14 protein-coding genes and 5 pseudogenes are annotated in these 23474 nt (G+C 68.1%); 8 read left to right on the top strand and 11 right to left on the bottom strand.

Going from position 1 to position 23474, the window contains the following annotated elements; genetic code table 11:
• Positions 1 to 479: 479 nt before the first annotated feature.
• A pseudogene (locus ACZ5VD_RS38065) lies at positions 480 to 575 on the bottom strand (L-rhamnose mutarotase); the annotation flags it as partial.
• A 615-nt stretch (positions 576 to 1190) separates the two neighbouring features.
• On the opposite strand from ACZ5VD_RS38065, the gene ACZ5VD_RS38070 reads away from it, so the two are divergent.
• Positions 1191 to 3251: a BNR repeat-containing protein gene (locus ACZ5VD_RS38070; protein ID WP_468685023.1), complete on the top strand. Its 2061-nt coding sequence runs from the start codon at positions 1191 to 1193 to the stop codon at positions 3249 to 3251.
• A 514-nt stretch (positions 3252 to 3765) separates the two neighbouring features.
• Here the strand turns inward: ACZ5VD_RS38070 and ACZ5VD_RS38075 are convergent.
• The 6 genes and pseudogenes from ACZ5VD_RS38075 to ACZ5VD_RS38100 form a co-directional block, all read right to left on the bottom strand.
• A pseudogene (locus tag ACZ5VD_RS38075) lies at positions 3766 to 4384 on the bottom strand (helix-turn-helix domain-containing protein); the annotation flags it as partial.
• A 164-nt stretch (positions 4385 to 4548) separates the two neighbouring features.
• Positions 4549 to 5559, bottom strand: a complete 1011-nt coding sequence (gene hpaD / locus ACZ5VD_RS38080; protein WP_468554903.1) for a 3,4-dihydroxyphenylacetate 2,3-dioxygenase — start codon at positions 5557 to 5559, stop codon at positions 4549 to 4551.
• On the bottom strand, positions 5556 to 7043 hold the full coding sequence (hpaE, locus tag ACZ5VD_RS38085) for a 5-carboxymethyl-2-hydroxymuconate semialdehyde dehydrogenase (protein ID WP_468554904.1): 1488 nt from the start codon (positions 7041 to 7043) through the stop codon (positions 5556 to 5558). The genes hpaD and hpaE overlap by 4 nt, the downstream gene beginning before the upstream one ends.
• On the bottom strand, positions 7040 to 7966 hold the full coding sequence (gene dapA, locus ACZ5VD_RS38090) for a 4-hydroxy-tetrahydrodipicolinate synthase (protein ID WP_468685025.1): 927 nt from the start codon (positions 7964 to 7966) through the stop codon (positions 7040 to 7042). The genes hpaE and dapA overlap by 4 nt, the downstream gene beginning before the upstream one ends.
• Entirely contained in the window at positions 7963 to 9393 is a 1431-nt protein-coding gene (locus ACZ5VD_RS38095; protein WP_468554906.1) for a fumarylacetoacetate hydrolase family protein, read from the bottom strand. Before ACZ5VD_RS38095 ends, dapA begins: the two co-directional genes overlap by 4 nt.
• Before the next feature lie 10 nt (positions 9394 to 9403).
• Positions 9404 to 10405: a ketopantoate reductase family protein gene (locus ACZ5VD_RS38100; protein WP_468685026.1), complete on the bottom strand. Its 1002-nt coding sequence runs from the start codon at positions 10403 to 10405 to the stop codon at positions 9404 to 9406.
• A gap of 208 nt (positions 10406 to 10613) precedes the next feature.
• On the opposite strand from ACZ5VD_RS38100, the gene ACZ5VD_RS38105 reads away from it, so the two are divergent.
• The 4 genes from ACZ5VD_RS38105 to ACZ5VD_RS38120 all read left to right on the top strand — a co-directional run bounded on the left by ACZ5VD_RS38105 (position 10614) and on the right by ACZ5VD_RS38120 (position 15717).
• A complete protein-coding gene (locus tag ACZ5VD_RS38105) occupies positions 10614 to 12236 on the top strand; it encodes a PucR family transcriptional regulator (RefSeq protein ID WP_468554908.1) in 1623 nt (540 codons plus the stop codon).
• A 139-nt stretch (positions 12237 to 12375) separates the two neighbouring features.
• Complete coding sequence (locus tag ACZ5VD_RS38110; protein ID WP_468554909.1) at positions 12376 to 13155, top strand: class II aldolase/adducin family protein; 780 nt, start codon at positions 12376 to 12378, stop codon at positions 13153 to 13155.
• A 126-nt stretch (positions 13156 to 13281) separates the two neighbouring features.
• Complete coding sequence (locus ACZ5VD_RS38115) at positions 13282 to 14559, top strand: MFS transporter (protein WP_468685027.1); 1278 nt, start codon at positions 13282 to 13284, stop codon at positions 14557 to 14559.
• Between the two features lie 78 nt (positions 14560 to 14637).
• Entirely contained in the window at positions 14638 to 15717 is a 1080-nt protein-coding gene (locus ACZ5VD_RS38120; RefSeq protein ID WP_468685028.1) for an MBL fold metallo-hydrolase, read from the top strand.
• 124 nt (positions 15718 to 15841) lie between these two features.
• Here ACZ5VD_RS38120 and ACZ5VD_RS38125 read toward each other — a convergent pair whose 3' ends face one another.
• The 3 genes and pseudogenes from ACZ5VD_RS38125 to ACZ5VD_RS38135 all read right to left on the bottom strand — a co-directional run bounded on the left by ACZ5VD_RS38125 (position 15842) and on the right by ACZ5VD_RS38135 (position 18787).
• Positions 15842 to 16330, bottom strand: a complete 489-nt coding sequence (locus ACZ5VD_RS38125; protein ID WP_468554916.1) for a transposase — start codon at positions 16328 to 16330, stop codon at positions 15842 to 15844.
• Positions 16331 to 16465: 135 nt separating this feature from the next.
• Positions 16466 to 17260 (bottom strand): annotated as a pseudogene (locus ACZ5VD_RS38130) (amidase family protein); the annotation flags it as partial.
• 84 nt (positions 17261 to 17344) lie between these two features.
• Positions 17345 to 18787 (bottom strand): non-reducing end alpha-L-arabinofuranosidase family hydrolase, encoded by a 1443-nt coding sequence (locus ACZ5VD_RS38135; protein WP_468685029.1) that lies wholly within the window; start codon positions 18785 to 18787, stop codon positions 17345 to 17347.
• Positions 18788 to 20171: 1384 nt separating this feature from the next.
• Between ACZ5VD_RS38135 and ACZ5VD_RS38140 the strand changes: the two are divergent.
• Both ACZ5VD_RS38140 and ACZ5VD_RS38145 read left to right on the top strand, forming a co-directional pair.
• A pseudogene (locus ACZ5VD_RS38140) lies at positions 20172 to 20553 on the top strand (beta-xylosidase family glycoside hydrolase); the annotation flags it as partial.
• A gap of 247 nt (positions 20554 to 20800) precedes the next feature.
• Positions 20801 to 22153 carry a glycoside hydrolase family 43 protein gene (locus ACZ5VD_RS38145; protein WP_468685037.1) on the top strand — a complete coding sequence of 451 codons (1353 nt, stop codon included), beginning with the start codon at positions 20801 to 20803 and terminating at the stop codon, positions 22151 to 22153.
• 535 nt (positions 22154 to 22688) lie between these two features.
• On the opposite strand, the pseudogene ACZ5VD_RS38150 reads toward ACZ5VD_RS38145, so the two are convergent.
• A pseudogene (locus ACZ5VD_RS38150) lies at positions 22689 to 22931 on the bottom strand (DDE-type integrase/transposase/recombinase); the annotation flags it as partial.
• A gap of 21 nt (positions 22932 to 22952) precedes the next feature.
• Here ACZ5VD_RS38150 and ACZ5VD_RS38155 point away from each other — a divergent pair.
• Positions 22953 to 23402: a ferredoxin gene (locus ACZ5VD_RS38155; RefSeq protein ID WP_468685031.1), complete on the top strand. Its 450-nt coding sequence runs from the start codon at positions 22953 to 22955 to the stop codon at positions 23400 to 23402.
• The last annotated feature ends 72 nt before the right edge of the window (positions 23403 to 23474 follow it).

Below are 23474 nucleotides of genomic sequence, written 5' to 3' on the forward strand. Positions count from 1 at the left end.
CTCACCCTCACGGCCTTCGACTTGGTCACGTGCACCTTGGTCGGAGCACATGATCAGACGAAGACCGTTCCTGCGTCCGGGGTTGTCGGGCTTACGATCACGTTCGACGGCCGTTCGAAGCCCGCATGGGGGTGCAATGTCAGAGATCGCTCAGTGGCTCAAGGACTGGCATGCCGCACATGAACACGAGCTTCGCTCTCGTGGGATCAGCTCTGCGGTGAAGCGGCCCGTCCCAGGAACCCCGTCCCAAGGGCGGCCGAAAGCCACGGCAGTGAGCCTCACACTGGAATCAGAGGAGCGCACGGGGATGGTGTTCCTCTGGGAATCAGGCGCCACTTCACTGCTCTTCGTCGACTCCGGAACCGAGCGCACCTGGCAAGACCAACCGGTGCTCACCTCCGAGAACGACCTGCCACAGATCGTGGCGCCACTCGTGAAGCTAGTCGAAAAAGCCACCAACGGTAGTTAAAGAACCTCACGCCCGCGGCGCGGATGACGACGGTCAGCTGCTCGGGCACCTCCCGGTGCGCGACCTCGCACTCCTCGATGCGGTCGGCGCGGACCTTGGTGTGCAGGGGGACCTTGTTGACGGCTCCTCCGACGGCATGGCTTCCCCGGTCGGCACGGCCACGGTCGGGGCGCGGCGCCGCCCGCCGTGCACTCGACGGCCTCTCGGCCCATCAGTGGCGAGGTCAAGTCCCAGGCCGTGACGGATGGTCGACGGTCTTGCCCGGGGACCGCACGCTCACGGCGGCGAAGCGAGAGCGCAACCAGGGGCGCGGAGTGTGGCGCGGCCGGGGCCGGCATCCGCAGAGCCCGGTCGCCTTCTTCACTCGACTTACCGGCTGAATACATCATATATTTGTGGAAGTTGACCCTGAGGGTCGGACGCGTCTGCCAGCTGCAGCATCGGGGCTCATCTGGCGATTTCTGTCGAGGCGCTAGACAGACCATCGATTGATGTCCGTTAATACATCCGATGTTACTCCCGCCCAACACATGCTGATTGTAAGGCCAGTCATGACATCGCGTGCTGTCCTGCGAACTGCCAGGAGAAGGCCTTGTCAGAGCCGATCACCCGCCGAACGGGCGCTCGTTGGCATGGCGGTCACCCACGGCGGGTTTCACTCATGCGTCCGCAGCCATGTCTCACGTCAGGCACTACCGACACAGAAGGAACGATCACGCCCATGGCGCAAGGACGTCGAGGATTCCTGCCGCGGCTGCGGGCCACGCTGATCGCGAGTGCCGCCGCCCTGGCGAGCATGCTGGTCATGCTTTCCGCGCCCGTTCCGGCGTCGGCCGTCGACCAAGTGACCAGGACCGATGACTTCGAACGCGCCAACGGCTCCCTCGGGGCGAACTGGGTCTCCGATCGAGGAACGTGGTCGATCGCATCCGGTGAAGCCCTCTCCGCTGCCGCCCCGACGAACGCTGTCGCCACCTACCGTCCGGTTCAGCTCGGTAGCTCGTACAACGTGAGTGCTCACATCAGGATCGTCAGCGTCTCGCCTTCCGGTCGCGAATGGAGCGGTATCGCGGCGAACGTACAGGGAACGACCTCGCTGGACTACTACGTCCTGCGCGTGACGACCGCCGGTGGGGACCGCACGGGGCAGTGGCAGCTGCTGAAGATGGCGGCCAGCACCACACCGACCGTACTGGCCCAGGGAAACATGAACGCGCCCTACGGCACATCTCTCGAACTGAATCTCGGTCGCACCGGGACCCGTTTCACCGTCTCGGTGCGCAACAGCGACTCCGGGGCCACACTCGTCGACACGTCGTACACGCTGCCCACCACCGACCCGATCCGTGTGGGCGGCTCCGCCGGCCTCTACTCGAACACGGGCAACCTGCGCGCGAAGTCGTTCTCCCTCACGACTTCCACCCCGGCCATCTCACCTCCGGGAACGCTCGATTGCACGGTAGACAAGGGCTCCTACGACTTCCCCGATGCCCAGCGGCAGGTACTCCAGACGATCCCGGTGGACACGACGTGGGCCGGCATGCCGGTGACGCAACGGGTACTGACACACCATGACGATCAGTACGTGGCCTACTACGACGACGAGCGCCGGATGACGATCGCGCACCGCAGTCTCTCGGACGACAGCTGGACCACAAAGGTGCTCCCCTCGACGTTGGGCTGGGACAGCCACAACTACGTCTCGCTGGGACTGGACCGCGACGGCAACCTGCATGTGTCCGGCAACATGCACAACGCGGCGCTGGTGTACTTCCGCACCACCGTGCCCGGTGACGTGACGTCGCTGACCCGGGTGACCACGATGATCGATGCGTCGACCGAGAACTCGGTGACCTATCCCGAGTTCATCAACCGCCAGGACGGCAGTCTCGTCTTCAGCTATCGCAATGGTGGGTCAGGTGACGGCGTGACCTATTTCAACGTGTATGACGAGGCCTCCTCCGCCTGGTTGCGGCTGGTCGACGAGCCGCTCTTCGACGGCGACGGATCCGCCGACAATCCGAGCGGGACGTGGAACGCCTACTTCGAGAACCCCGCCCTCGGACCAGACGGATGGTTCCACATGATCTGGGTCTGGCGTGACACTCCCGACGCCGCGACCAACAGTCGGTTGAGCTACGCCAAGAGCAGGAACCTCGTCGATCGGTTCGACAGTGCCGGCCATGCGCTGACGACCCCGTTCCGGTACGGCGAGGCGGATGTGATCGACCCGGTGCCGGACGGCGGCGGTCTGCTCAACGGCAACGCGAAGCTCGGCTTCGACGCCGAGGGCACTCCAGTCATCAGCTATCACAAGTACGACGATGACGGGAACTCCCAGATCTACGTTGCGCGCCCCGACGGATCAGGCGCGTGGGACATCCACCCGATCAGCGACTGGAAGGGCCGCTGGAGTTTCGGCGGTGGCGGCAGCCTCGTCTTCACGGTGTCCATGCTCGGCTCCGAGGTGATGGAGGATGGCAACATCCGCGTCGACTTCACTTGCTCGGGTGAACCGCGGAGCATCGTCATCGACGGTGGCCTGCACCCCGTGGCGGAGGCCTCGACCCCGGAGTTGCCCGCCGAGATCACGGATGTGCGCGGCACCTACCCTGGCCTGGCGGTGCGACTGCAGGCCGACCTGGCCGGCCGGAACGACACCGGCACCTACTATCTCCGCTGGGAATCCCTGCCCCATAACCAGGACAGTCCGCGCACGGACTGGCCTGAGGAGGGAAGTGCGCTGGAGGTGGTGCTCCTGGGCCCGCCGTCCGCGAGGTAGAAGACGGCCGCTCTGCGCAGGGTCGGTTCTGCGGGGCGAGTTCAGGCGAACCCGTCCCGCTGAGCGGCAGCACACACGTCTGGGGCCCACCCCGTCACCTTGGGGCTCGCGCCCTTTAGGCGATCCCGTGGTACGTCTTCGCTGTACGTATCGAGCGCGACGTTGGCCGCCCACTCATCTCCTTGACCGTCCTCGCTGGGCGGTGTCCATCACCGTGGAGGCTGCCCGACCGGGACAATCAAGACCGGGCACGGCGTGGCGTCGGTATCAGGCGTCATTCCGACGGGTGGGTCTTTACACCACAGGAGATTGGGCTTCAGGCAATCCAGCTTTGGCCATATCGCGCGGGCCTTGCGGCACCCCGTCTCGGACGCCTCCGGGCGGTCACCGCTTTCCGGACATGCCGTTGTCCCCTTCGGCTTTCACCTCCAGGTAAGCCCGGTGGCCCAGGAATGTTCCTCCAAATTCCTCCCGAGTGAGTCGGGGATACAACGAAGCGCCACACGGCGCACTTGTCCCACACCAAAACGATCGGTCCGCCGAGCTGTGTACGGGGCGGATGACAAGGTCGCGATAGTCCTTCCAGCCGAAGCCCTGAGGCTCCTCCTTGCGGCCCCGGTACTCGCCGATCGCGTAAGACGGGAGCGCTCACCAGCCCTGTAGCAGGTCATGCCCGCCATCGACACACGGTCCGATCCCCGTCCGCGCACCCGGATGACCGGCGTGCTGCTCCTGCGACCCATGTCCTGGCGCCGCAGCTAACGCCACGTGCCCTCCACGGTGTAGGAGCCGTGGAACAGCCGGTCGATCACCGTCTTCACCCGAGCCAGGGTCCATCGCTGGTCGATCCACCCGTGTGCCAGCGGTTCACGCTCCAGCTCCCGTACCAGCCTGGCCATTTGGGCGTCAGGCAGCCGAGGTCGACCAGGTGGCCCCTTGGACACCACCCTGGCGTGGCCGTTCTCGCGCCACTGGCGTCGCCAGCGTTCCACCGACCGCTCCGAGACCCGCAATGCGGCAGCGCCCTCCCGGTTCTTCGTCCCACTTTCGAAGGAAGCAACAGCCTGGAGCCGGACCCGCTCCCGTGCGTCCCTCTCGGCGTCAGTCAGGCCTCCACCCTGCGGATATCTCACCTCGCCAGGACTACCGAGGCCACCTGCGCGCTGTCCGGCGAAGAGCCCGACATCACCCGATCAAGTTCAGTAGCGTCAGGGAAAGCCCAGAACGCTTCCGTCCGGTCCATCCTGACGCCGCGGTCGAGGGCGATCTGCCAGATGCGGGACGGGAGCCCGCCCACTCAGCCGAGGCCGTCCGCGCCGACCTGCACGGCGGACTCGTCCAGCACGGCGTCGGAGACGGGCTGGGGGCTCCCGTCGAGGCCGAGGACGGGGGTGGCCTCTTTGTACCAGGACTCTATGACCGCGTTGCCCCAGAAGTCACGGCGCCGGTCGTCGTGGACGTTCCACCGGTACGTCTCGTGGTCCGGGTCGCCGGTGTAGTAGTCGGAGGTGTAGATCTCGACCCGGTGGCCGTCGGGATCGCGCAGGTAGAGGTAGAAGGCGTTGGAGACGCCGTGCCGTCCCGGGCCGCGTTCGATGTGGTGCTCCTTGCGGAGCGAGCCGAACAGGTCTGCGGCGCGCAGGACTTGGTGGGATTCATGGGTGGCGACGCCGAGGTGGTGCAGTCGGGGTCCGGCGCCGCCGGTGAAGGCAACGTCGTGGACGGTTTGCTTGCGGTACATCCAGGCCGCGTACAGTTCGTGCTCGTCGCCCTCGATCGTCTCCGAGCAGCCGAAACCCAGGGACTTGTAGTGGGCGTAGGCGGCGGGGATGTCCGGGGTGCAGATGTTGAAGTGGTCCAGGCGGGCCACCTCGGCGCCACGGCGCAGGTCGTAGCGCTGGATGAGGCGTTCGGCGCGGTCGATGTCGTAGAAGAACTCGACAGGGAAGCCGAGCGGGTCGATGACACGGACGGCGTCACCGACACCGGGCGTGCCTTCGCCCTTCTGGACGCGCCGCACCGGGCGGCCGAGTTGGCCGAAGAAGTTCTCCGCCTTGTCGACGTCGTCGGGGGTGCGGACCCGGTAGGCGATGTGGTCGAGGGCGGCGAGCCGGCCCCTGCGCAGGATGAGGGAGTGGTGGGTCAACTCGTCGGTGCCGCGCAGGCACAGAGTGCCGGCGTCCTCGTACTGGACGTGGAATCCGAGCATGTCGACCCAGAACCAGCGGGAAGCGGCGAGGTCGGTGACAGCGAGCTGGGCGTAGGCGGAGCGGATGACATCGGGAGCGTCCGGGTGGGCGGTGGTCATCGGGTGGCTCCGAAGCGGGGGGTGTGGACCTCACCGAGGGCGACGTGGACGATCTTCGACTCGGTGTAGAAGTCGATGGAGTGGGCGCCGCCCTCTCGGCCGACCCCGGACGCCTTGACCCCGCCGAAGGGGGTGCGTAGGTCACGTACGTTGTGGGAGTTGATCCAGATCATGCCGGACTCGACGGCGTGCGCGATGCGGTGGCCGCGCTTGAGGTTCGAGGTCCAGATATAGGCGGCGAGGCCGAACTGGGTGGCGTTGGCCAGATCGATTGCCTCGGCCTCGGTGTCGAAGGGGGCGACGCCGACCACGGGGCCGAAGATCTCCTCCTGGAAGATGCGAGCGTCGCGGGGGACGTCGGCGAAGACGGTCGGCTGGAGATAGTTGCCGTCGGCGAGATGGGCGGGCCGGGTGCCGCCGGCGACCAGGCGAGCTTCCTTCTTGCCGATCTCGACGTAGTTCAGGACACGTTCGTAGTGCTCGGGGTGTACCAGCGCGCCGACCTCGGTGGCCGGGTCGGAGGGCGGTCCGACCCGGACGGCAGCCGCCCGCTCCGCCAGGCGGCGGGTGAACTCCTCGTACACCGGCCGCTCCACCAGCACCCGTGAACCGGCCGTGCAGCGCTCCCCGTTGAGGGAGAACACGCCGAAGACGACCGAGTCGAGGGCGGCCTCGAGGTCGGCGTCGGCGAAGACGACGGCCGGGGACTTGCCGCCCAGCTCCATCGAGGTGGTCTTCAGGTGCTGGGCACTGGAGCGGATGATGTGGCGGCCGGTGTCGGTGGAGCCGGTGAAGGAGATCAGCGGCACGTCCGGGTGGTCGACCAGTGCCTGACCGGCCTCCTCCCCCAGGCCGTGGACGATGTTGACCACCCCGGCGGGCACTCTTGCCTCCGCGAAGATCTCCGGCCACAGCGAGGCCGACAGGGGGGTCCACTCGGCGGGCTTGAGAACCAGCGTGCAGCCGGAGGCCAGGGCCGGGGCCAGCTTCCAGCTCTCCAGCATGAACGGGGTGTTCCACGGTGTGATCAGCCCGGCCACGCCGACCGGCTTGCGCACGACGTAACTGAACTGCTCCTCGCCCTGTCGGAAGGCCTCCTCGCCGAGGGCCACGATCACGTCGGCGAAGTAACGGAAGTTCTCCGCAGCCCGGCGCGCCTGACCCCTCGCCTGAGTGATGGGCAGCCCCGTATCGTACGACTCGAACGACGCTAGCCGCTCGTGCCTGGCCTCGACAGCGTCCGCGATCCTGACCAGAACGTTGGCACGCTCCCGGTTACCGAGGGACGACCAGACGGGGAAGGCGGACTGGGCGGCTGCCACCGCCCGGTCGACGTCGGCCGGGCCACCGAACGCGGTCTTGGCGTAGGGCGTGTTGGACACCGGATCGGCCACGGGGAACGTCCGCCCGTCGGCGCTGGCGACCGACTCGCCGCCGATCCAGTGCTGGATGGCGGGAGGCAGGTTCTCGATGCTCATGGTCATGCTCCGATCTGTGCGGTGAGGTCGCCGCCCTCGGCCAGCAGCGCACGGATCTTCGTCAGGCCCGCCTCGGTGGGCGACGTCAGCGGCGGGCGGACGTGGGCGGAGGCAATGCGGCCCTGCTGGGCGAGGACCCACTTGGCGGGGGCCGGGTTAGTTTCCACGAACAGCAGGTCGACCAGCGGGTGCAGGCGGTAGTGCAGGTCACGTGCCGCGTCGAACTCGCCGGCCTCCCACAGCTCGTACATCCGTGCCACCGCGCCGGGCGCGAGGTTGGCGACGGCCGACACGAAACCCGCTCCGCCGAGTGCCATCAGCGGCAGGCACAGCAGCTCGATGCCCGACCACACCAGCAGCGACCGCCCGCAGGCGTGCAACACGCGGGAGAAGTGCTCGAAGTCCTTCGTCGTCTCCTTCACCCCCACAAAGTTCTCGAAGTCGGTGAACAGCCGCTTCACCGTCTCCGGGGCGATGTCGACGGCCGTGCGGGAGGGCACGTTGTAGGCGACGATCGGCAAATCCGGGATCTCCCGGGCCACCCTCGCGTACCACTGGTAGAGGGCCTCCTGGGTGGGGCGGGCGTAGTACGGGGTGATGACCAGGGCCGCGTCGGCGCCCACGTCCTGGGCGGCGGCGGTGAGTTCCAGGGTCTCGTCGAGCTTGTGGGAGCCGGTGCCGGGCAGGAACGGCACCCGGTCGCCGATCTCCTCAACGGCCGTGCGCATCGTGGCGATCCGCTCGGTGACGCTCTGCGCGCTCGGCTCGCCGGTCGATCCGCCGAGCGAGATACCGTGCGAGCCGGACTCCAGCTGGAAGCGGATCAGGGCGCGCAGGCTGTCGTGGTCGAGGGCGCCATCCGCGGTGAACGGTGTGACGACGGGGGCGATGGACCCGCGGATGGCCGACGGGTCACTGCGGAACTTCACTGTGTTTCTCCCTTGCACCAGTTCTCGTAGGCGTCCCGCCAGGCCGGACCCAGCGGATACAGGCCGTCGACGCTCTCGCCCGCGGCCACCTGCTCGGTGATGAAGCGCTCCTGCCGTTCCTGTTCGCGGCAGTCAGCGATCAGTTCCCCGGCGAGGTCGGGCGGTACGACGACCACGCCGTCGGCATCGCCGACGATCAGGTCGCCGGGCTGCACCAGGGCCCCGCCGCAGGCAATGGGCATCCCGGTGTCCCAGGGGACGTGCCGACGGCCGAGGACGGAGGGGTGTCTGCCTGCCGCGTACACCGGCAGGCCCATCTCCGCGATGGCGGCACTGTCGCGTACGGCTCCGTCGGTGACGACACCGGCTGCCCCCCGCTTGGCGGCTCTCAGCGAGAGGATGTCGCCGAGCGTGCCTGCGGTCGGGTCCCGCCGGGCGTCCATGACCAGGACGTGCCCGGGGCGCAGTTCCTCAATCGCGCGCTTCTGGGCGTTCATGCCGGCGCCGTGACACTTGAACAGATCCTCGCGCAGAGGCAGGTAGCGCAGAGTGTGGGCCACGCCCACCAGCGCCGTGCCGCTGACCGGTCGCACGCCGTCGATCGACATGTGCGGCAGACCGCGCGAGCGGAGTTGGGCGCTCAGCGTCGCCACGGCCACCGAGCGCAGACCGTCGGCGAGGTCTTCGTCCAGCAGCGGTTCGGGTACGTACCCGGCCCCGTAGGCCGATTCCTCCTCGGCGCGGTCTGTCCTGGGCTGTGCGCCCCACGGCGCCAGGTCGTGATCGGCTCCGGCGATCGGGGTGCGCAGCACTCCGGTGCTCAACCGGCCGTCGCCGACCTCGACTTCGACCACGTCGTCCGGTTCGACCACCGAGGCGCCGGCCGGTGTGCCGGTGAGGATCACGTCGCCAGGTTCCAGGGTGACCAGTCGGGACAGGTCCGCGATCAGCTCGCCGAAGGGGAACAGCAGGGTGTCGGTGGTGTCGTCCTGGACCATCTCGCCGTTCACCCATGTCCTCAGCCGCAGTCCGGCGGGGTCGAGTTCGGTGGCGTCCAGCAGTCGTGGCCCGATCGGGGTGAAGCCGTCTGCGCCTTTGGAGCGGAGGTTGGAGCCGCGGTCGGCGTAGCGCAGGTCGTAGACGCCCGCGTCGTTGGCGGCGGTCACCCAGCGCACATGGCGCCAGCCGTCCCCCGGCCGCACCTGTCGGGCCTGTGTACCGATGATGAGGGCGATCTCGCCCTCGAAGCCCATGAGTCGGCAGCCCCGCGGCCTGATGATCGCCTCCTGGGTGCCGGCCAGCGACGACGGCGGCTTGAGGAAGTAGGAGGGATGAGCGGGGGTGCGGCCGCGTTCCTCGGCGCGGCTGCGGAAGTTGAGGTGGACAGCGATGATCTTCGATGGGGGGTTTCCCAAGGGGTGTGGCACAGGGGCTCCTTCAGCTGCCGGACGGCTCGCCGTGGCTGCGGACCCGCTCGCGCAGGGCGAGCGGTCCGTGCACCGCGTCGAGGGAGGGGGATGGCACACCGGTGCGGCGCGCGAGTTCGCGTACGGCACCGACGATCGCGTCGAGCTCTAGGGGTCGGCCCCGGTCCGCGTCCTGCAGCATGGAGGTACGGAACGCGCCGAGTTCGCGGGCGATGTCGAGCCGGTCGTCGGCCGTCATGGTGCTCTCGATGCCCAGCGCCCTGCCGACGGCCGCTGTCTCGTCGAACATGGCGGCGCAGAGATGCCGTACGTCCGGGTCGTCGAGGATGTCCAGGACGGTGGCACCGGTGAGGGCGCTGACGGGGTTGAGGTTGACGTTGCCCAGCAGCTTCTCCCAGATGTCCCGGCGGATGTTCGGGCTGGGTTCCGGACGGACGGGGCCTGCGGAGAGGGCTGCGGTGCACCGGTGGACACGGTCGGAGATCCCGCCCTGCGAGTCGCCGATGATCAGCCTGTCACCGCTGAGGTGCGTCACCCGGCCCGGTCCGTCGACAGCGCTGCTGAAGTGGGCCACTCCGGACATCACCCGCTCGGCGGGCAGGAGCCGCAGCAACTCCCCGTCGGGGTCGACCGATCGCAACACGGGGTCTCCCCCGGGGCGCTCGACGGTGGACAGCAGCCACCAGGGCACTCCGTTGGCCACGACCAGCACGTCCGTGCCGTGCTCGATCCAGGTCCGGACACTGCGGGCGGCCGGGAGCAGGTGCTGGCTCTTGACGCAGACGACGGCCAGGTCCGGGACGGGGAGCGGATCGGTGTCGTATGCCGTGGGGAAGCGGTGACGAACCTCAACTCCCACTTCGGGGCCGACTCCCGTCTCCCGGCCGCGCAGTACAAGCCCCTGCGCGGCGATCGCGTCGAAGTGCGGGCCCGGGCGTCCGAGCAGACAGACCTCGGCGCCTGAGGCCGCGAACGCCCCGGCGAGCGAGGCGCCGACCGCGCCCGGGCCCACGACGGTGATCCGAGGTGGCCGACTGCGCGGTGGGGATGCGGACGGATGCGACAACGCGCTCGCGCCTCCTTTGCTGGTGGATCCCTTGGCTGGTGTGGCCGTTCGCAGCGAGCATGCGCCGTCTCGCGAACCCACAACAATGTCGATGCCTACACTCACGGAGCATGGGTGGTGTAGATTCCGACACCACCTTGAACGGAGGGTCGGCATGACCGCGATGCCCCTCGAACAGCTCGTCGAGGCCCTGCAAGGCGGGGTCATCAGCCTGCTGTCCGATGGCGGCACTGCTGAATGGCGCGTCGGCGGCGCCGAGTTACTGGACTGCCCGGAGGCGCTCGGAGCCATCGCGCCCGGGCAGCTGCTGCTCGCTGTCGGTCTGGACATCGCCGACCGGGACGCGCTGGGCTCGGCCCTTCTAGCAGCAGCGGACCAGTCCTGCGCACTCGCCGTCAAGTGCCCCACTCCCCCGCCGCCGGAGGTGTCTGCGCAGACCGCCAAGACCGGCGTCCCCGTCCTGGCCGTCGATCCGCAGGTGCCGTGGACGCGTGTGCAGCGCCTGGTCACGACCATCCTGGCCGCACGCGCGGCGGTCGCCGAACCGGGCGCAGAGGCGACGGGCGGCGACCTGTTCTCCCTGGCCAACGCGGTCGCCGGAATCGTCGGTGGCGCCGTCGCGATCATGGACACCCAGCAGGTGGTGGTCGCCTACTCGAACCTGCCCGACCAGCCCATCGACGAGACCCGGCGACGCGGGATCCTGGGCAGGCGGGTGCCCGAGGACGCGCTCGCCGATCACCTGCACCGGGAGGTGTGGGTCAGCGACACGGTCGTACGCCAGCACCGGCCCGGTGATCTGCCGCGCACGGCCGTGGTCATCAGGGCGGGCGAGGACGTACTCGGTTCCCTGTGGGTCGCGTTTCCCGACGAGGCCGCGGCCTCCGACTGCGGGCCCACCCTGCAGGAGGCGGCCCGGGTCGCGGCACTGCACATGCTGGCGCTGCGCCGCCAGGCCGACGCCGAGCAGGAGAGCCGCGACCGCGCACTGCGTCACGCGCTGGAGGGCCGGTCGGGGCAGGGCGACCCGCCCGGTGGCGTCCGCCTTCCCGCCGTGCTAGTCGGGTTGGCCGAGGTCCAAGGGGCGCGCGGCAGCGAGGAGTCGTGGGAAGCAGGCACCGCGGCCCGACGACGCGCCGCTCTGCTTCGGGCATTGGACCTGGCCGTCCTCGACGGGCGCTCCCTCGGGTACGAACCGGCGGCGGCCCTGCTCGGGGACCGCGTCTATGTGCTGCTGCCGACCGCCGGTTCCGGTTCCGTGTCCATCGGTGTCCTGCTGGACCACCTCCTGGACCGGGCCCGGCACAGCCTGCACCGGTCGTTCACGGCGGTCGACTCCCCCACAGTGGGGACGACTTCCGCCCTGCTCGTTTCGCGCCGCGACATCGACGCCGCGCTCGACCACCTCCGGGAGCGACGCGCCGGCCCTGGCGCGTATCACGCCGAGGACATGCGGCCGGAGCTGGTGCTGAGGCGGCTCGTCGGCGCCGTACGCGAGGACGCCGAACTGCGCACCGGCACCGCGGAACGCCTGCGCGCCCACGACACCGAACACGCCACCGACTACTGCACCACGCTGCTCACCTATCTGCGGCATTTCGGTGATGTCGCCGCGGCCAGCGGCGAGTTGCACATTCACCAGAACACGTTGCGGCTGCGGCTGCGCCGGGCCGAGCAGCTCTTCGACGTATCGCTCGCCGATCCGACACGGCGCCTTCTGCTGACCCTGGAGCTGACGGCCCTGGCCGACCTGTCAGAGCCGTCGAACAGGGGCTGATGTCGTATCGGACACCGCCCGACCGGATTCACTGTCGACTTCAACATTGGCTCCCGAGCGGTCGCGCCCCCATGCTCCTGCACACCGAGACCGTCACCCGACAACGGCGACGCCCACGGAGCAATCAAGGAGCACGACAGTGACCGTTCTGGACACCCCGACGAGCAAGGCGAAACCGGCGCACATGAGTGATGCGGAGTGGCAGGCACGACTCGAACTCGCCGCCTGCTACCGCGTTTTCCACCACCTCGGATGGGTGGAGATGGTCTTCAACCACATCACCGTCCGGGTGCCCGGCGAGGAGGGACACCTCCTGATCAACCCATTCGGCCTGATGTACGACGAGGTGACCGCCTCGAACCTCGTGAAGATCGACCTCGACGGCAACGTCCTGTCGGGCTCGGACTGGCCCATCAACGAGGCGGGGTTGCTGATCCACTCGGTGATCCACGCCAACCGGCACGACGCTCACTGCATCATGCACACCCACACCACAGCAGGCACCGGAGTCGCCTGTCTGCGCGACGGCCTCGCCCCCGACAACTTCTACGCCGCCCAACTGCACGATATGGTCGCATACCACGACTTCGAGGGCATCACCGTCGACCCCGAGGAGAAGCCACGGCTGGTGGCCGACCTCGGTGACCGTGACCTGATGATCCTGCGCAACCACGGCCTGCTGGCGGCTGGACCGACCGTCCCCGCGGCTTTCGCCGCCCTGTGGACTCTCCAACGGGCCTGCGAGATCCAGCTCGCCGCCCAGCAGTCCGGACAGGCGCTGACCCCGGTGAGCCGGGAGGCGGCGGTGCGTTCGACCAAAGAGTCCTTCCAGATGGGCGACCGTACGCACGCCGGCAGAACCCTGTTCGACGCCCTGCGCCGAAGGATCGACCGCATCGCCCCCGACTACGCCGTCTGACAGCACCGCACCCCGTCCCCTCCCCGGGCCAACGACGCCCCGACGACGATCGGACTCCCCATGTCCCCATCCGCTAGGACATCCGGCAAAAAACGGAGTCAGCACCGCACGGTCGCGCTCGCCGCCATGGCGGGCACCACCATCGAGTGGTATGACTTCTTCATCTACGCCCTGTGCACCGGACTGGTGTTCAGCAGCCAGTTCTTCGACGGGCTCGGCGAGGACTCGCTGGTCATCTCCTTCGCCACCATCGGCATCAGCTTCTTCTTCCGGCCGGTCGGAGCCGCACTCGCCGGCCACCTCGGCGACCGGCTCGGCCGCCGCGCGATGCTGATCGCCACCCTGTTGCTCATGGGCGTCTCCACCACCCTGATAGGCCTGGTGCCATCGTCCGCCTCCATTGGCATGAGCGCCCCGGTCATCCTTGTCCTCCTGCGCATCCTTCAGGGTCTGTCGGCGGGCGGCGAGTGGGGCGGTGCCGCGCTGATCTCGGTGGAGCACGCACCGCCGGGACAGCGCGGACGGTTCGGCTCCTACCCCCAACTCGGCGCACCGCTCGGCCTGCTGCTGGCCAACGGCGCCCTGGCGGCCGTCACCGCTCTCACCACGGACGACCAGTTCCTCGCCTGGGGCTGGCGCATCCCCTTCCTGCTCAGCGTCGTCCTCGTCGCCGCCGGGTTCGTCATCCGTCGCAAGGTCGAGGAAAGCCCCGTCTACCGCGAGCTGAAGGAGTCCGGGAACCAGTCGCGCGCCCCGATCGCCGCGCTGTTCAAGAACCACTGGCCGCTCGTCGTGGCCGGCGCCCTGCTCTTCGCCGCCAACAACGCCGTCGGCTACATGACCACCGGCGGCTACGTCCAGAGCTACTCCGTGAACCATCTCGGCATGGACCCAACGCTGATCCTGATCTGCGTCATGGTCGCCGCGGTCGGCTGGCTGGCCAGCACCTTGGCGGGCGGCCGGTTGTCCGACCGCTTCGGCCGCCTCCGTGTCTACCGCATCGGTTTCGTCATCCAACTCGCCTGGATGTTCCCGTTCTTCGCGCTGCTCAACACGGCGAACACCGGTCTCGTCGTGGTGGCGCTCGTCCTCTACAGCATCGGTCTGGGACTCACCTACGGGCCTCAGGCCGCCCTGTTCTCAGAGCTGTACCCGACGGCCGTCCGGTACAGCGGTGCGGCCCTGTCGTACGCCCTCGGGGCCGTCCTCGGCGGCGCCTTCGCCCCGATGATCGCCGAAGCACTGCAGTCCAGCACCGGCACCGTGTACTCCGTCGCCGTCTACCTGGCGGGGGTGACGGTGGTCGGACTCGCCGTCACCTTCGTCCTCAAAGAGCGCCAAGGTGTGCCGCTGAGTGACGCCGAAGCCGGCGAGAAGGACGAGCAAGTGGTCGTGACCGCCTGACGAACCTCGGACCCGCAACGCGGCCCACGCCTGCGACCGCCGGCCGCGCCGCCCCCACCCCCATCGAGGAGCCTTCGCATGAACGAGCCGCAAACCGACCCCACCCGCCCGGCGTCGCCCGAAGTCCGCCCGCACGGAGCCCTGACGCGCCGCCGCTTCTGGCAGCTCGGCGCCGTCGCGGCGGCCAGCGCTGGCGCGACATCGCTGCTTCCGGAGCACGCCTCCGCCGAGACCACAGCGTCCGCGGACCTGACCGCACAGGACTACTTCGACCGCGCCGCCGAACTGGCCGGCGACAACCGGGTCCTCACGGGCATCGTCGGCGCGCTCACCACCGGCTACACCCCGCCGAGGCCCCCCGCTCCCGCGCCCCTGCGGATCTTCGACAACGTCGCCGTGCTCAGCGTCGGTTTCGTGTCCGCCACGGCGATCCTCACCTCCCGCGGCATCATCCTCATCGACGCCCTCAACAACCCGGACGAGGCAGAGCAGTACATCGTCCCCGGACTGCGCAGCCTGGGGGCCGACCCGTCGACGATCAGGTACGTCGTGGTCACCCACGGCCACGGCGACCACTTCGGCGGCGCCCAGTACCTGGCCGACCAGTACGGCACCCGGGTCATGATGGCTCCGGCCGACTGGGACCTCGTCGCCTCCACGTCCCCGGCCAACGCGCCCACCCGCGACCTGGACATCGCCGACGGCCAGAAGCTGACACTGGGCGGCACCACGGTGACGCTCAACCACACCCCGGGCCACACACCCGGCACCGTCTCGCCGATCTTCCCGGCCCGCTGGCGGGGCCGCACCCACACCGCGATGCTGTGGGGCGGGACCAACCCACCCGCGGCCACCGCGAGCAAGGAGAGCTACCTTGCCTCCGCCCTCACCTTCGCCTCCCGGGCGAGGCGGGCCGGGGTCGACGTCGAGATGAGCAACCACGCCTTCGCCGACTACGGTCTCGAGCGCATGGAGGAGTTGCGCAGTGCGCCGAACGGTCGCGCGAACTCGTTCATCGTGGGCACCTCGACAACACAGCGATTCATGCAGATCGTGGAGACCATGCTGCGCGGCCGCATCGCCCAGGATCAGGAGGCCACCACCACGACCGCGACGACGATGGCGGCCATGAGCGCTCACACGGCAAGCTGCTGCTGAGGTCCACAACAACAGGACGGTCACCGACTGCAGGCGCAGCGGTGACCGTCAGCCTCTGATAACAAGTCGTTTCAGAAAGACTTGACTCGCAAGTCTTGTGCTGGTCGAGAGACCTTGCCTACCTCTAATTCGCAACGCTCAGTGGAAACCGCCCGCCGTCGAGCGGCCGGTTCTGCCATTCGGTCATGCCCTCCATCACCATGTCGGTGATGGTGGAGATCGTCTGCTTGGACACCTCGGCTCCGTAGACCTCGGCCAGGTGGGAGGCGATCTCGCCGTGCGTGAGCCCCTTCTCGGACAGCGACAGAACCACCTCATCGACCCCGGTCAGCCGGCGCTGCCGCTTCTTGATGATCTGCGGTTCGAACGTGCCCGACGCGTCACGCGGGACCTTGACCTCGACCGGCCCGACGTCGGTCAGCACGGTCTTGGCCCGGCCCCCGTTCCGGGAGTTGCCACTGCCCCGGCCGGCTGAGTCGTGCTTCTCATAACCGAGGTGATCAGTGATCTCACCCTCCAGGGCGGACTCCAGGACCCGCTTCGTCAGCTGCTGCAGCAGCCCGCCCTGCCCGGTCAGCTGCAGTCCCTCCGACCGGGCCCGTTCCACCAGCATCGCCACCAACTGCTCGTTCGACACGGGCACAGAGGGCTCAGACAAGGCCTTCTCGACAGGTTCCACGGTCTCCAACTCCACGGCGGTGTCAGTCACTTGACGCCTCTCCTATGATCGTCGGATCCGCCGTTAGATTTACACTCCCGCAGCCGGGGCTTCGGGGCGAGGGTCGATCGGCGTGAGCACGCCGAGGCGGTCCTCGATCTCCTGGGCAGCGGCCAGGCACAGGTCTTCCCGGAACGCGCGCCCGATGATCTGTACGCCGGACGGCAGTCCGTCGCTGACTCCGGTCGGCACGGCGACGGCGGGAACGCCTACAAAGCTGGTCACCGTGCACAGGCGCATGCCCTCGGCGACCCGTTCCCGTCCCGCTTCGTCGCGTGACTCCAGTCCCGGCTCGACGGGTGGCTCGGTGAACACCGGTCCGAGCAGCAGCGGGGACTCGTCGAGGAACTCCGCCCAGGAGCGGCGGATGCCGAGCCAGGTCCCGATCAGCTTCGTGAGCTCTGCGGCGTTCGCAGGCGGAGTCTTTTCCATGGCCATCTGGATGTAGCGGTCTCCGCCTGCGCCGAGCAGTTTCCGCACCGCTGGCCAGGTCGGCGCGAATTCGGTCACGGTGATCCGGCCGTATGCGTCGAGTGCCTCGTCCAACCGCGGAACATCCGCCATCTCCCGCACGTCGTACCCGGCGTCGCGCAACGCGTCGGCCGCGGCCGTGACAGCCGCGCGGACCGTGGGATGAACGCCGTGGCCTCCGGGGTCGGCCACGACGGCGACCTTGACCGGTCCGGGCAGCGGTTCGCCGTAGAAGGGCACGGGTACGGCCCGCGGGTCCCGCGGGTCGGTCCCGGCCAGCGTCTCGTATGCCAGCCGCAGGTCGGCGACGGTACGGGCAAGGGGCCCGTCGGTGACCAGCATCTGCGAGGCTGGTCGCTTGCTGTGACGCTCACTCCGTTCGGCGTATGTCGTTGCTCGCGAACGTCAGGAACACCAGGACCTGCGTCACGCCACCGGCTAGCGCTGCAGTGTCAGTACCCCCGGCCGGTAGGGCAGGAGGCCGTAGTCCCCGCCGTCGGTACTGGGGTCGCGCCCCTGGTAGAGGAACTGCAGGTTGCAGGGGTCGATGGTCTTGGTCTGGTCGGGGTTGGTGCGAACCAGATCGCCGTGGCTGATGTCCCTCGTCCAGGCCGTCGCGCCGCTGTTGGCACTGCCGGCGAAGGGGCTGGTCACGGTGTCGGCCCCGGCCTGCGGTGTCCACGTGCCGTCGAGGCTGGTGGCCGTGAACGCGCGGAAGTAGCGACCGTACCCTGTGTAGTTCTGGGCCTCGACGATCATGAGGTACTGGTTCTGGCCCTGGACCTTGTAGACCTCCGGCGCCTCGAACAGGTTGAGCGGCGTGTCGCTCATGATCTTTGTGAACGAACCGAAGGTGCCCGGGAAGTTGCCGATGGGCATGCCGGCGCGGTAGATGCCGCCCTCATCGTCGGCGAAGAACATGTACATGTTCGTGTCGTCGCCGATGAGGGTCACGTCGAGAGGGCCCCCCTTCGGCAGGGTGCCCGTGAACAGCTCCTGCTGGGTGGACCAGCCGTTGGGGTTGGTGGGGTCGCTCGAGGTGCGGTAGCCGAAGCTGTATGGCCAAGCCCCGTTGTAGGCGAGCACCCAGAGGTTCTTCGGGGCGAAGTAGAACAGCGTCGGCGCGATGCCGTCGAAGGGGATCGTGTTCTGGGTGGCGGTGGCCATGTCGGACCAGTTCGTGAAGGGGCTGAAGGTCGTCAACCCCCAGCGCCCATCGTTACCGGCGAGGGTGTTGTGCGTCGTGGCATAGACGACGTGCTTGCCGTTGTGGACGACGCTGGTGAAGTCCTTGAGCGAGGCCCACCCCGCCTTCGGCTCCGCCAGCGGGCGGGTCGAGGTCCAGCGGTACGTCGACGGAAGAGCACACACGTTGTTCCCCCCTGACAGGCCGGTCCACTTCTGGTTGGTGCCGCCGTGGCAGGACCAGATCTGCACTCCGGTGCCGTTGGCTTTGCCCCAGCCCGCGACTTCCAGACAGAGTCCGGAGCGCACGCCGACGATCGTGCCGTCGGGGTTGACCCGCCACTGCTGGTTGTCGCTGCCGTTGCACGTCCAGATCTGGACCGGGGTCCCGGATGTGGTGGCGCCGCCCCGGACGTCCAGGCACTTGTTGCCGTACACGGTCAGCTGGCTGCTGTCCGTCAGCGTCCACTGCTGGTTGGTGCCACCGTGGCAGTCCCAGATGTGCACGTTCGCGCCGTCGGTCTGGCTGAAGCCCTCCACGTCGAGACAACGGCCGGAATCAACACCGCGCACGTCACTGGTGGTGGCCGCCTGGGCCGGGGCAGCGACGAGCAGCGCCGCCAGCGCGGCCAGGGCCGCGACCACGGCGGCGAGCACCGTCGACGGGCGTCTGCGGCTGAAACTACGTCTGCGCATAAGGACCTCGTCATCCTTGAGCAAGCGGCTCCGGTCCACCCCGTCAGAGGCTGTCCGGATGCCGACGTAACACAACCTTGTCCGACATTCCGAACAAGGGTCGATGTGTCGAGCAAGAGAATGCTAGACATCCCATGAATGACGTCAATACGTCTCACACGATTCGCGGACAGAAACGTTCGCAGGCTGAAACCAGGCGGCTCCAAGTCCCGCACTTGCAGGGGGCTTGACCGAGGGTCAGGTAGCGGTACGAGCGCGGGCTTGGACAGGCACCGTTGTAGTACCGGTTGCCGCCGCTCCCGAAAAGGTTGCCGCCCGGTCCAAGTTGAGGGCCTGCGGGGCCACGGGCAGCAGATGCAGGCGGGTGCGTTCGACCGTCTAACGCGGAGGCCGGTGCCCTGCCTGTCCCGCGATGGACGCGGATGGCGTCCCGCTGGGTGGTGTAGCCGATCAAGGCGCCGGAATCCGCAGTTCAGGATCGGTGGCTCCGCCGGACCAGGCGGTCAACTCGCCTCAGCAGGGCACCTCGTGGGCTGCCGACTCTGTGGAGATCGTCAGGGGACTCGTACCGGAACGCGTAACGCTTGATCCCCTACACCACGACGCGGGACGCGACCTGGACGCGGGTGTTGACCTGCCGGCAGAAGTTCGCGCGGGCCCCGCGGACTTCGGCGAAGCAGCCGTACTTCTCCCGCAGGTTCGCGGAGGTCGAGATCAGATCCGCCTTCGCGATACGGACGGTCGCTGCCCCCTTTGGGCTCGGGATCGAACGGGATCACCGCGAGCGGGGTCCGGTCCCGGACCGGGATCACCACCCGGAAGCGGGGCCACGTCGGCCACGCGCAGAACAACAGCGCCTCACGCTCGCTTCCACCGCCCGGACCAGGCACTTTCGGGCCCCATCCCCAGTCGAACTGCCACCAGGGACCGGGCTCGGCGATCCACGACCGGCACGTACGACGGTGGCCGGCCCGCCACCACCCCCTCGCCCGCGCGACCGCCCGCCGCGTCGTCCGCTCGCCCCCGTTGAACCCAGTAGCCGGAGGCGTTCGTGAGTTTGCCGGCTCGCAGCGTGCACTGCGACCGGCCGACCCACTCCTCGATCTTTGGAATAAATGGGTCGATCAAGGATCTTGTGCTGTCCGTTCTCAACTCCTAGGATCCATGCCGTCCGACCTATCGGTTACCGTTCGCAATATCGAACACGCCCGGTCGAAGCGACTTACGCATGGTGCACATGCCGGGCACGACAGCACCCGCATCATCCGTAGCAGTAGGGCTCTCCCCCGCACGGCAAGTGCCGGACTTGGAAGGGTGTACCCGGCATTCGTGCGGCGAGCCCCGATCGCCTCCTGGAGCATCGTGTGACGTCACCCGCACCACGCCGACGCCTGCGCCACGGCCATGGTCCTCCCATCAGGCCTGGCGCGGCCGGCCCGTCGTCCAACTCGTAGGCCGCGCCTGGGGCACGTCGTATCCCGGCCCCATCCTGCCGCCGCCCGCATCCCGCCAGGTCACCCCACTGACCGGCGGTGACACCTTCGATGGAACGACCGTGAAACCGAAGTGGGAGCGGAACCACAATCCGGACCACGACAAGTGGTCCGTCAACAACGGCCTGACCGTGCGCACCACGACGGGTCGCCAACGACCGGTACTGGGCCCGCAATACCCTCACCCACCGGATTCAGGGGCCCGCCTGCACCGCGACCATCCAGCTGGACTACGCGACGATGCGCGACGGACGGCAACACGGGCTACCGCTTTGCCCTTTCCAACTACGCCACGCAGACACTCGGCGGCTCCGTCCGCATCGCACGGTTCGCGCTGACCACACCCCGAGCGCAGCAACGCCCCTCCCCCGCATCCGACCAGCTTCTCAGCCCCCGACCCTGCAGCACCAGGAAGGACCACACCATGGCCAGTGCCGCCGCCCTCAGGCCAACGACTCACCCGACCGCAGTGAGATCACCCGCCACCGGTACGAGACTCACCCGGGCAGCCGCCTGGGTGGTGGGCCTCCTGCTGGTGTTCGCCGTCGTGCCCGCCGCGGTGCAGCCCACCGCAGCCAGCGCCGACAATCCGATCGTGCAGCACGTCTACACCGCCGACCCGGCCCCGCTGGTGTACAACGGACGGGTTTACCTCTACACCGGGCACGACGAGGACGGCTCCAACTCCTCCTTCGTGATGAAGGACTGGCGGGTGTGGTCCTCCGCCGACATGGTCAACTGGACCGACCACGGCTCGCCGCTCAGCCTGGCCACCTTCAGTTGGGCGTCCGCCGACGCGTGGGCGGGCCAGGCCGTCGAACGGGGCGGCAAGTTCTATTGGTATGTGCCGGTGACGGCCCGGGCTACCGGCCGGATGGCCATCGGCGTGGCGGTGTCGGACAGCCCCACCGGACCGTTCCGGGACGCCCTCGGCCACCCGCTGGTGGAGAACAGTGAGATCGACCCGACCGTCTTCATCGACGACGACGGCCAGGCCTACCTGTACTGGGGCAATCCGAACCTGTGGTACGTCAAGCTGAACGCGGACATGACGTCCTACGCAGGCAGTCCCGTACAAATTCCGCTCACCACCGCGGGATTCGGCACCCGCACCGACAACCCCGACCGTCCCACGCTGTACGAAGAAGCACCCTGGGTCTACAAGCGGAACGGCCTGTACTACATGGTGTACGCGGCCAAGTGCTGCTCGGAGTTCATCGCCTACTCCACGGCGCCCAGCCCGACCGGGCCGTGGACCTACCGTGGAACAGCCATGCCCGCCCAGGGCAACTGCTTCACCAACCACGCGGGCATTGTGGACTTTCAGGGCAACTCTTATTTCTTCTACCAGAACGGCGCCCTCCCGGGTGGCGGCAACTTCACCCGCTCGGTCGCAGTGGAGAAGTTCTCCTACAACGCTGACGGAACGATCCCGACGATCAACATGACGGACACCGGTGCACCCCAGCTCGGTGCGCTCGCCCCGTACGTACGCCAGGAGGCCGAGACGATCGCCTGGGGTTCCGGGATCGAGACCGAATGGACCAGTGACGGTGGAATGAACGTCGGCTGGATCGAAAACGGCGACTCCATCAAGGTCAAGGGAGTGGCTTTCGGGACGGGCCCGTCCTCCTACACCGCGCGCGTGGCCTCCGCCACCGACGGCGGCACCATCGAACTGCGCCTGGGCAGTCCGAGCGGGACGGTCGTGGGCCGGTGCAGTGTGCCGAACACCGGCGGCTGGCAGGCCTGGACCACGGTGACCTGCCCAGTGAGCGGCGTGACGGGGACCCAGGACCTCTACCTGCGGTTCACCGGCGGCAGCGGCTACCTGTTCAACATGAACTGGTGGCAGTTCACCCGCGCCGCGTAACCGCACCGCGTCGACTTGTTCCTCGGGCTGAAGCCCGAGGGTTCTGGCCTTCCTGTCCGAAGACTGCGCCGCCTGGCGGCGCAGTCTTCGGACAGGAAGCCGTGGCTTCCTGCTTCGTCGCGCTGCGCCGGAACGGAGTTCTGGTCTGACCTGCGCGCCACAGGCTGTCACCCGCCAGTCCGGCGGCCGTATTCACGTCCCCGCCTGACGTCACCGCCACCCTGACGTCGGCGCGGCGCGGAGGCCCCGCCGACGCGCAACACCAGTGAGCGCGCCCCGATCCCCGGCCGCGTCGGCGCCGCCCATCCCACCCTCCCTCATCCTCATCTCAAGCCAGGGCATGGTCGAAGGGGGCGCAACGGGGATGTCAGCGACCCCACCACGCCGTACGCCGGTGGTGACCTGAGCGGACTTCAAAGGGCGCTGTCACGTTGTTGGGTGCGTGAGTGCCTGGCAGCGTGCTGGAGTGTGGCCGGCCCGGGTGTCGGCCTGGGCCAGGCTCTGCGGGCAGGCCAGCGATGCCGGTGATGTGGTCCTAGATTGCCAAGCGGATGATCACCTCGGTTTGGCAGTGGTGTGCGGACAGACTGTGGAGGTGGGGTCAAAAGTGGGGTGAGATGCCGCTGAACGCGGACACGAACCGCTGGGCTGCGCCGGTGCCGCGGAAGCCTTTCATCGCCCGTTCACGCTGTCTTGTTGGCTGGTGGCTGTTCTCCGCCGGGTTGTTCAGCTCCTTGTGGGAGCGGTGCTCGACGGAGGGCATGACCTCGCGGTGGGCGCGCAAAAGTACGCTGCCCTCATGACGCTCTACTTCGACGCGGCGGCGGTGCTGTTCCAGGTGTACCCGAGCTGTAACGGTCGCTGGGAAGACCGCCTGTGGCTCAACGTCCCGGGGCCGGTGTACGGCGCCGAGACGGATAACTGCGCGACAGGTCGACTCGAAGCCCCGCGTCACATCCACTACGGCGGTCAGTACTTCACTGAGTACGTATACCGCCAGCCGCGCACACCGGACGAGGTGAGGGGCGTACTCAGTGCCATCGAGGCGGACCCCATGGACGGCTATGCCTGGGACGGAGACCAGCGGTGGACACCGGAGTTGGTAAGGGAGTGGTGGCGGGACCGGGAGCGGATCCTGGAGTACCTGAGAGGCCAGGTGCACGAGTGGGAGCGGTACGACCGGTGGATCCCGAACCAACGAGCAGTGGAGGGCGCCCTGGACTTCGTGTCGGCGACGGGTGAATCGTGACCCTCTGACGGCGGATCAAAACTGACCCACTTCGTGGTCTTCTGACCAACCTGATCTTGATCGAAGGTCAGG

It is taken from the genome of Streptomyces sp. NPDC032822 (assembly GCF_055578825.1).